This window comes from Microcoleus sp. N9_A2 (assembly GCF_036701775.1).
Taxonomy (GTDB): Bacteria; Cyanobacteriota; Cyanobacteriia; order Cyanobacteriales; family Microcoleaceae; genus Microcoleus.
On record NZ_JAUBRH010000009.1, the window covers coordinates 1 to 9,360 of the forward strand.

The window sequence follows — 9,360 nt, forward strand, 5'->3', positions numbered from 1 at the left end:
CAATAGGTACGGTGATATTAGCAGTACGAGTTAGTTGAGTGGCCACGGTATTGTTATTAGTTGCTGTATCCGTAGCTTGAGCAGCAGGTACATCAACTGTGACATTACCATCAGCATTCGGTGTGACTGTAAAATTATAAGTCGTGCCGCTACCTGTAAAACCGCTAACGGTAGCGTTAGTAACATTAATGTCACTGGCACTAAATCCTGTCACATTTTCGCTGAAGGTTGCTGTGACTAAAAATGGTGCATTTATTGTTGTGGGTGAGGCGGATGTTAAGGCAACGGTTGGTGCGGTAACATCAGCAGTACGAACCAGTTGAGTTGCTGCGGTATTGTTATTACTCGCAGTATCCGTAGCTGTTGCTGCAGGCACATCAACTGTGACATTACCATCAGCATTCGGTGTGACTGTAAAATTATAAGTCGTGCCGCTACCTGTAAAACCGCTAACGGTAGCGTTAGTAACATTAATGTCACTGGCACTAAATCCTGTCACATTTTCGCTGAAGGTTGCTGTGACTAAAAATGGTGCATTGATTGTTGTTGCTGAAGTTGATGTTAAGGCAACTGTTGGCGGTGTAATATCAGCAGTACGAGTCAGTTGAGTTGCAGCGGTATTGTTATTACTCGCAGTGTCATTCGCTTTAGCAGCAGGTACATCAACGGTGACATTACCATCAGCAGTGGGAGTGACATTAAAGGTGTAGGTTTTGGCATCAACTGTGACAAAGTTACTGACAGTCGCATTGGCGACGGTAATATCAGTATTATCAAACCCGGTGACGTTTTCACTGAATGTTGCTGTGACGCTAAATAAACCATTTACTGTTGTTGCTGATGCGGATGTTAAGGCAACTGTGGGTGCAATGCCATCAATAACTATTGCTTTGGAAGCACCTAAAGAATTGAATGTACCTGGAGTTACTAAAGTTAAGATGGCATCACCATTGGCCGCATTCTTAATAGTACCGCCGCTTAAAGATAAAGCAGTTGTGGAAACATAGTCTAAGTCGGGATTGCTATCGCCTGCTGCAACTGTATACCGGAATGTTAAAGTGTTGCTGCCGCTGCCTGAGAGGTAATTCGCAACGGGAGTTACACCTGCTAAACTAAGTTTCGGCGTACCTGTGACATTGACTATTTGAGAGAATTGAACGGTGATATCGATCGATATACCAATACCGTAAGTCCCGTCTACTGTCGCGGCGCTGACGCTGGTAACAGTGGGAACGGGATTAATTGCAATATCGGCGGTTTCGGTAGCGCTACTGAAAACACTGGATGTAGTGTTATTCGTTCGGTCTGTGGTGTAGTCGGCTACACCGCCGTTAGTGCCAGTGATTTGATCCCAGGCGGCAAAGGTGAGGGCGTTGGTGACAGTGCCGTTATAACCTGCATTGGGAACAAATCGGAGGCTGGTGTTAGCATCACTGGCTAATAGTAAGGCGTTGGTGGCAGAAACGGCTGGGGCGTTATTCCAGATAGTGCCGTCGGTGGTGTATTGCCAAGTGCCGTTAGTGATGTCGAGGTTGGTGATGGCAATACCTTGTAAGGCGCTGGCGTTGGGATCGGTGATTTTTGTGCCGCCGAGGTTGGTGATGATGGTACTAATCAACGTACCTGTGCTGGCGCTGTCGTTTTGGTTTTGGGCGTTGAGAGTGGGGATGCCGGAATTATCTAGGGTGGGGGATTCGTTGACGAGGACTGTGACGGTGGTGGGTGTGGAGGCGATGCCGTCGGTGGCGGTGTATTGAAAGGTGTCTATACCGTTGAAGTTGGCGTTGGGAGTGTAGTAGATGGTGCGTCCTTTGTCAATGGCGATCGCTAAGACAAAATTACTCGCATCCGGGTTAAAAGTAGGATCGGCGATTCCTGTGGTGGGGTTTAATTTGGCGATTCTGTTGCGGGTACTGCCGCCGATGGTGGTGAATGAGCCGCCCACGATGGGGTTGCCATTGCTGTCTAGGGCGATCGCTCTGACATCATTATTATTCACATCCGGGTTAAAAGTAGGATCGGCGACTCCTGTGGTGGGGTTTAATTTGGCGATTCTGTTGCGGGTTTGTCCGTCGATGGTGGTGAATTGGCCACCCACGATGGGGTTGCCACTGCTGTCTAGGGCGATCGCTAAGACACCATTATTCAGATCCGGGTTAAAAGTAGGATCGGCGACACCTGTGGTGGGGTTTAATTTGGCGATTCTGTTGCGGGGACTGCCGCCGATGGTGGTGAAACCGCCGCCCACAATGGGGTTGCCACTGCTGTCTAGGGCGATCGCACTGACAGTAGCATTCGCATTGGGGTTAAAGGTAACATCGGCGACTCCTGTGGTGGGGTTTAATTTGGCGATATAGTTGCGGGTACTGCCGCCGATGTTGGTGAAACCGCCGCCCACAATGGGGTTGCCACTGCTGTCTAGGACGATCGCATTGACAGCAGCATTACTCGCATCCGGGTTAAAAGTAGGATCGGCGATTCCTGTAGTGGGGTTTAATTTGGCGATTCTGTTGCGGGGACTGCCGCCGATGGTGGTGAAAGCGCCGCCCACGATGGGGTTGCCACTGCTGTCTAGGGCGATCGCACTGACAAAACTATCTGCATTGGGGTTAAAAGTAGGATCGGCGACACCTGTTGTAAGGTTTAATTTGGCGATTCTGTTGCGGGTAATGCCGCCGATGGTGGTGAAAACGCCGCCCACGATGGGGTTGCCACTGCTGTCTAGGGCGATCGCTCTGACATCCATATTCGCATTGGGGTTGAAGGTGCTATCTACCGTCCCATCGCTATTCAACCGCGCAATGCGGTTGCGGGCTTGTCCCCCGATGCTGGTGAAACTGCCGCCCGCATAAATCCAGTCGTTGATGGTGGCGATGCCGTTGGTGGGGGCGGTGGTGATGCTCTGCACTGAGAGGCGGGCGCTTCCTGTATCGTTGGCGAGGGTGTCTATGCTAATTTGGGGCGAGTTGACGGGGATGGCTTTGTTGTCGGGGTTAGCGGTGGCTGCTAGGATGTGGCTGTAGGCTAAAGCCTTAATGGGGGTTGCTTCGATCGAGCCGATTTGTACTTCCAGTTCCCAATCTCCGCCCTGTTTGGCATTGCCGGTCAGGTTGGCGGAGGCGGCGATGTCAGCACCAGTTAATTCACTCAGACGTTGGAGGAATTGGTTGGGTTTTGTAGGTTTTGTAGGACTATTTTCAACTGGGCGGTTAAAACCGCTACTACACAAATTCAACTCGTTTGCGCTGGTTGAAATTCCATAGTCCGCGCACCATCCGGACTTCGTTTGTATAGCCGCGAATTCTCTTCGCCAGGGCTGATTAAAAGCCGCTACGTTACACCCATAAATGAGAATATCGGCACCAGGAATTAGTGCTTTGCGCCACTGTTTTAGTTGAGGGCTGAAACTTTCTATGTTGCTGCTGTTGAGTGTATTTGCACCGAGATGTACCGCGCCTGGACTGCCGTGAGAGATGATGTGGATTGCTTCTATATTTTGTTCAATTGCTAACCTTTCGGTGATTTGCTCGATGCCATCCCGTGTTTCATCTAGGATAATTACCTCAGCATTTGAAGAAACGCCGCTAATTAAACTCTGGTAATCTTCAACATTTGAGTTAATAAAAACTAGATTGGAAACATTTTTTTGCTGTATCATTATGCAACCTCTTTAATTGTTAAATTTTATATATCTCACTCAAATAGAACTTACAGCAGATTCGACGTTTATGAAGTACCCCGCCTATCGTTCTATCCGTGTAGGGACACGGCATTGCCCATTAGTGTCAACTTAAGCTCAAACCTAGTCAGAGACTGCTGTTTGATTATTAAATCTAGATCCCCCCTTAGCTTGCCCCCTACTCCCCCTTAAGAAGCAGGGTGGATTAATTGTCGAGAGGTTAAATCAAGGCTATGAAGGCTATTGACAGACATTATGCGAGGCATTTAACAGGTTTATCTGAACTAGATAAATCAAAAAGTAACTCACTCAAATCTTCAACTTGATTAGCCATTAATCTTAAAGCTTCGGGAAAAGTATGAGTACATTTCATGCGAGCCAATGAAACCAAGAATTGTCTAATCATTGCCCAATTAACAGGTGCATTGCCACCACGACGAATATCGTTATCCTCGTTTAACGTCACATCTTTAACCCAATGCAACCTATTTTCAATCAACCAGTGACCACGAATAGCCTCGGCAAATTGACTGGCTGACCAATCCATACTACTTAAATAATAGTGTACTTCATCGAAATTAACGAGATGACGACGACTTTTTTTTCCCTCCCATCGACTTCCATATCTCCTGACCACAATTATATGTTTTGCACCCGCCCAAAGGGGCAATAATTCAGGTGGAATTGGATCAATTTTGGTGTGGCGAGTTGTGGTTCGTCCATGTGCACATTCAGAAACTTCATTTTCGTCAGATGCCATAGTAGAACTGACTAATTTCTTGGCTGCTTTAAACAGATTTAATTGATTCTTTTTGAGCGTAACTATATAGTCATTACCACTCTTAATAATTAAGGCAAGCGTTTTTTTTTGACAGTGCAGTGCATCGAGGGTAATTACTACTTTTTTACCGGAAAGTTCTTGAACTAGCTCCTCTACGACTTCGAGTTCACTTTTCTGTTTGTTTTCCATAACTTGATGTCGAACGACCCATCCATGATGATGACTATAAACCGAAACTATACTGACAAAGTTTTGGTAAGAGCTGCTGCCACCTACGGATGTGCTTTTTAGACTTTTCCCATCCATTGCCATCAATTCTCCTTCGTCTATTGACAATTCCTGTTGAGACCATACATTAAAAATAACGGCTAAGATCTCAAAGTCTAATGATTGAATTATATTTCTAAACGTTGAATCTGATGGAAACCGAATATCACTGGGGAGGTTGAATAATTTTATCAGGGTTTTTCGATGATTTTTGGTAAATTCTACTAAGGGCTTAGATCCCCAATATCCCGTGCAACTACCCAACAAAATTATCGTTAATATTAGCCAAAGTTCATGTCTAATACCTCTCGAATGTCTATGATCGGGAACAGATTTAATTGCTTCAATTAAATTCATGGTTAATTCATTTCACCCTGGATAGTCTACCCGGACAGGGCAGACTTGATTACCTCTTCTATTCTACATTCCCCCCTGACAATTAATCCACCCTGCCTACTCCCCCTTAAGAAGGGGGGATAAGAGTCTTATCAAAGTCAACCCCTACTCCCCTTCTTAAGGGGGATTTAGGGGGATCGAGATATGTGCAACTTCACATTAAATTGGTATTACGATTGCTTTGTTCCTCGCAATGACATTACCAAGGACTCCCAATCATCGTAAATCCCGCCCAATAATAAGGATGGGAGAAGTTTTCATTAGTCAGTTTAGCTAATTCTGGTGGCAATTCTAACTCCTTATTTAAGTTTGACGAAATTAAACGGCCATTTTCAATGCGAACTTGACCTTTGATCATAGCAATTTGAGCCTGCCGCAAAGCTTCGGCTTTAATCGGCGCGACTTTTAAGTGATGGTAAAATTCAGCCATTAACCCTAAAGTACCTTCATCGCTGACGTACCAAAGACTCGCCAAAACTGACTTCACCCCTGCTTGCACAGCTAACCCCGCAAAACCTAATTCGGTGTCATTATCACCCACAGCAGTTTTACAAGCGCTCAACACCAATAACTCAACTTTAGGTGGATCATTCCAGCCTAGTTCGCGCACGCGATCGAGTGTTAACCTGCTATCTGATAACTGAATATAAGAATTGCTCGGTGCTCCTGACTTAAATTCTCCGTGAGTGGCGAGGTGAATAATCCGAAAGGCTTGGGCGGTGCGTTGCGACCTAAGATTGTTGAGAGTAAAGGTTTGGTTGAGGAAGGATTGGCCTTTCCATTCGGAGGCAATAGCATTAAGTTCTGCAGGCACTGCTGGCAAGGGTTGGTTATTGGTAAATTGTGAGGCTCCCATTGCTAAAACTTCAGCATTTTTAACACTTTCATAGCTAGTATCGGTTAAGTTGACGCTGGGAATGAGTCCGATGCTGTACTTTTCTACTAGAAATTGAGAACCGTCATGGAGGGCGGCTAAGGGGAGCGATCGCAACCCCGCATCCATACTAAAAACTAGCGTATCGATGCCCTGAGCTTTCAACTCAGCTTCCAAGGGGGCAATCATCCACTGGTAAAGTTGTTGGGATGCTGGCAAATAGCTCTGAGTATTGAGGTTTCTGGGATTAAGGAGTTCCGACCTGAAGTTAGCAACGACTTGCATCAAAGTTTCGCGCTTAGCTGTGGGGATGGCTTTATGAATTGGGATGCCTGTAGGGGGAACGATGATCAGGTCTAATTGTTCAGGGCGGGATAAAGTGTAAATAATGGCTGGTTTTTTACCAGTTTGGCTGGCCATCGCTCTAGTTACTTCCTGTATAGCTGCAAAAGATTGCAAGTCCCGCCCGATTTCCTGGTTGACGTATGACCCCACTTGTTCGGTATAGGAGATATCTATAAAGACACTGGCTTGAGGGATATCGCCTTTATCTACCAGCCGTGTGAGATCGCTGGGGCTAACTATATTTAGAGACGATGCCGTTTGGACAACTTCGCTTTCCCAATCGGATCTGTAGTTAAAAAGAGATTCAATTCTATTAATGCTATTCAGGTTGTCAGATTGGACGATCGCATTAGTAATTGAGATATCCGGTAAGGGAAAGGCGGCACCAAGAGACGGAGATAAAGTTGGTGTCGGAGTAGATAATGGCATCGGGGCTAGCATTTCAGGCGCAATGGAGGGCACAAGCAATATCGGAGACGGTATTGCTTGTGGAATTGGCGCGGGTGATGGCGTTGGTTCTGGTATTAAAGATGGCGCGGGTGATGGCGTTGGTTCTGGTATTAAAGATGGCGCTGGTGATGGTGTTGGTTCCGGTGTTGGAGATGGTGTTGGAGATGGTGTTGGTTCCGGTGTTGGTTCCGGTGTTGGAGATGGTGTTGGAGATGGTGTTGGTTCCGGTGTTGGAGATGGTGTTGGAGATGGTGTTGGAGATGGTGTTGGAGATGGTGTTGGAGATGGTGTTGGAGATGGTGTTGGTTCCGGTGTTGGTTCCGGTGTTGGTTCCGGTGTTGGTTCCGGTGTTGGAGATGGCGCGGAAGTAACGATCGCAATATTGCCCTGAGTGTAAGTGCTAGGCGGCACCGGCACCGCGAACTGTGGCGAAATTGTCTCGGAACCTGATGTAATGGCTCCCGCCGTCCCATTCGTTGTCGCATCACCGACAATAAAAGGTGTAGTCGTGCCCCCTGCGTGGCGAATAGTAATCGCGCCGCCACTTGTGCCATTAGCGCTGGAAATGCTCGCATTTACACCGTTACTATCTGTAAAAGTGCCGCTGACTGTGAGAAGATTGCCAGCCGTGAGGTCAATACTGCCGCCAGTAGACTGAAGAGTGCCTGTAACGGCGATGTCGCTGGCAGCTTTGAGAGTAATATTACCGCCAGAAGTGGCGATCGCATCCAGCGCAATGTCCCCTCCCGACTCCAAAATCACAGGCCCGCCTGCTGTCGAAATCGCTCCCACTCCGATACTATTGCCCGAAGCAACACCTGGTGAAGCAAAAAATGTCTCCCCTGCGGTGACATTCGGCGGCAGATTCGCAGGATTCGCCAGAGTCGAAACGCCCGATCGCAGAATTAAAGCTGCACTACCTGAAAGCACCGCCGCATCTGGATCGGCGGAACCTGACAAAGTAGTATCTGGCCCAGTAATAGTAATATCTCCCGCCGCGATCGCGCCTTTTGCTTCTACCTTAAGTGAGGTTCCAGTATAATCCCCAAATCTCACATCTCCCTCGGAGCTAATAATCGGGTCGAACAAACTCACAAACCTGCCGCCGTTGCCAGACAATGTGAGAACACTTACATTACCACCCGCAGCGAAGTGAGCATCGCCCGAAACATTGCCGTTACTCAATAAAGTGATATCCCCTGCGGATTGGAATGCAGGGTTAGGGTAATTTAGGGCGAAGATATCAATATTTTGATTGCCTTGTATAGTAAGATTGCCGCCTGCGATCGCCCTGAAAGGATAACTGCCATCCCGCACCCGCACCGTATCTCCTGCCAACAGATACAAATTGTTCTCAGTAAGTAGCTGGCTTTCTACCAAAGTGAGATTACGTGCTGCCGAGAGTGTAGCATTCTGACTATTAACAGTAGAATTAGCGATCGCCACATCCCCGCTTTCCACCCTCAAACCCGCCGTCAAAACCACTTCTCCTGCACCGTTAACGGAGATACCAGTAGCAGAGTTCCCACCTGGGCCCGCAAGCAATTGCGGCAGAGACAAAGGCAGGGATAATTGCCCATTTTGTGCCAAAAAATCCCCGTCAATAACCCCAATTTCTAAACTTAATAAATGCCCTTGTTTACTGATCCGAATAGCATTCTTACCAGGAACAGCAGCGACAATAATATTACCTTGGGGAGCATTGAGGGAACCTGTGCTGACGACAGTGCCACTAATTAAAGTTATACTTTGTCCAGGCGAGACTGCTAAATTACCGGCATTGAGGATACTTCCCGGTTGGCTGAGATTAAAATAAAAAGTGTTCGGACTTCCTATTAACGTACTGTAATCGTTCGCTCCGGCAACATTGAATAAACCCAAATCAAAACCGATGTTAGTAGCAGTAGTAGCAGTAAAAGCCGCCGGAAGATTCAAGCTAGCATTAGGGCCAAAGATAATGCCCGAAGGATTTATTAAAAATAGGTTGGAATTGCCGCCACTTACTTGAATTAAACCGTTAATAATAGAAGGATTGCCGCCTACTACCCGACCCAAAATGTTGCGAATAGCGGGATTAGAGATAAAATTAGCAATCTGCCCTTCGGTAAGCCCAAACTGTTGAAAACTGTGGAAAAGATTCGCTCCATCTCTAGAAGTTTGACCGGCTGTAATATTGAATCGGTTGCCGTTGTCAGGCGTGACAGTAGTGCCAGTGCGATCGGGTGCGGGAACAATGGGTTGTGCTTGTACTACCGCTGTACTCAAAATAGTGGCTGCGATCGCTACCATTGCAGCACCCTGTATAGAAAAGAAGGCTAGTTTCATTAGCTTTTAGCTGGCAGAACACCTATCTGAACAATTATAACTTTAAGGTATTAGCTGCTCAGTGCGGTCAACTGCGGCGTAGATTTAGCGATTAAGAGCTTAGTCACCATCAGGGCGGTTGCTTTACCTAAAAATCACATTCTGTACCCTCAACTGTCACGATCGGTTTTTACTTATTTTTATCCAGCAGTAAATCTATAAATTATACCTTTGCATAGTAGATTGACTGAGAAAAAAGTTTTT

Annotated in this window: 3 protein-coding genes; all 3 read right to left on the reverse strand. The window is 46.8% G+C overall.

Annotated elements, in window-relative coordinates; genetic code table 11:
- Window positions 1-3,658 (reverse strand): DUF4347 domain-containing protein (locus tag QUA44_RS07625; protein WP_333249606.1); only part of this gene is annotated, 3,658 nt, incomplete at its 3' end.
- Window positions 3,659-3,932: 274 nt separating this feature from the next.
- A complete protein-coding gene (locus tag QUA44_RS07630) occupies window positions 3,933-5,084 on the reverse strand; it encodes an ISAs1 family transposase (protein ID WP_333249608.1) in 1,152 nt (383 codons plus the stop codon).
- A 238-nt stretch (window positions 5,085-5,322) separates the two neighbouring features.
- The gene (locus QUA44_RS07635) at window positions 5,323-9,081 is read right to left on the reverse strand and encodes a CHAT domain-containing protein (RefSeq protein ID WP_445243729.1); all 3,759 of its coding nucleotides are present in this window, start codon (window positions 9,079-9,081) and stop codon (window positions 5,323-5,325) included.
- Window positions 9,082-9,360: the final 279 nt, after the last annotated feature.

What these genes read in the sequence shown, in the direction of transcription:
- QUA44_RS07630 (WP_333249608.1), bottom strand. Translation starts at nt 5,084, where the DNA reads ATGAATTTAATTGAAGCAATTAAATCTGTTCCCGATCATAGACATTCG.
- QUA44_RS07635 (WP_445243729.1), bottom strand. Translation starts at nt 9,081, where the DNA reads ATGGTAGCGATCGCAGCCACTATTTTGAGTACAGCGGTAGTACAAGCA.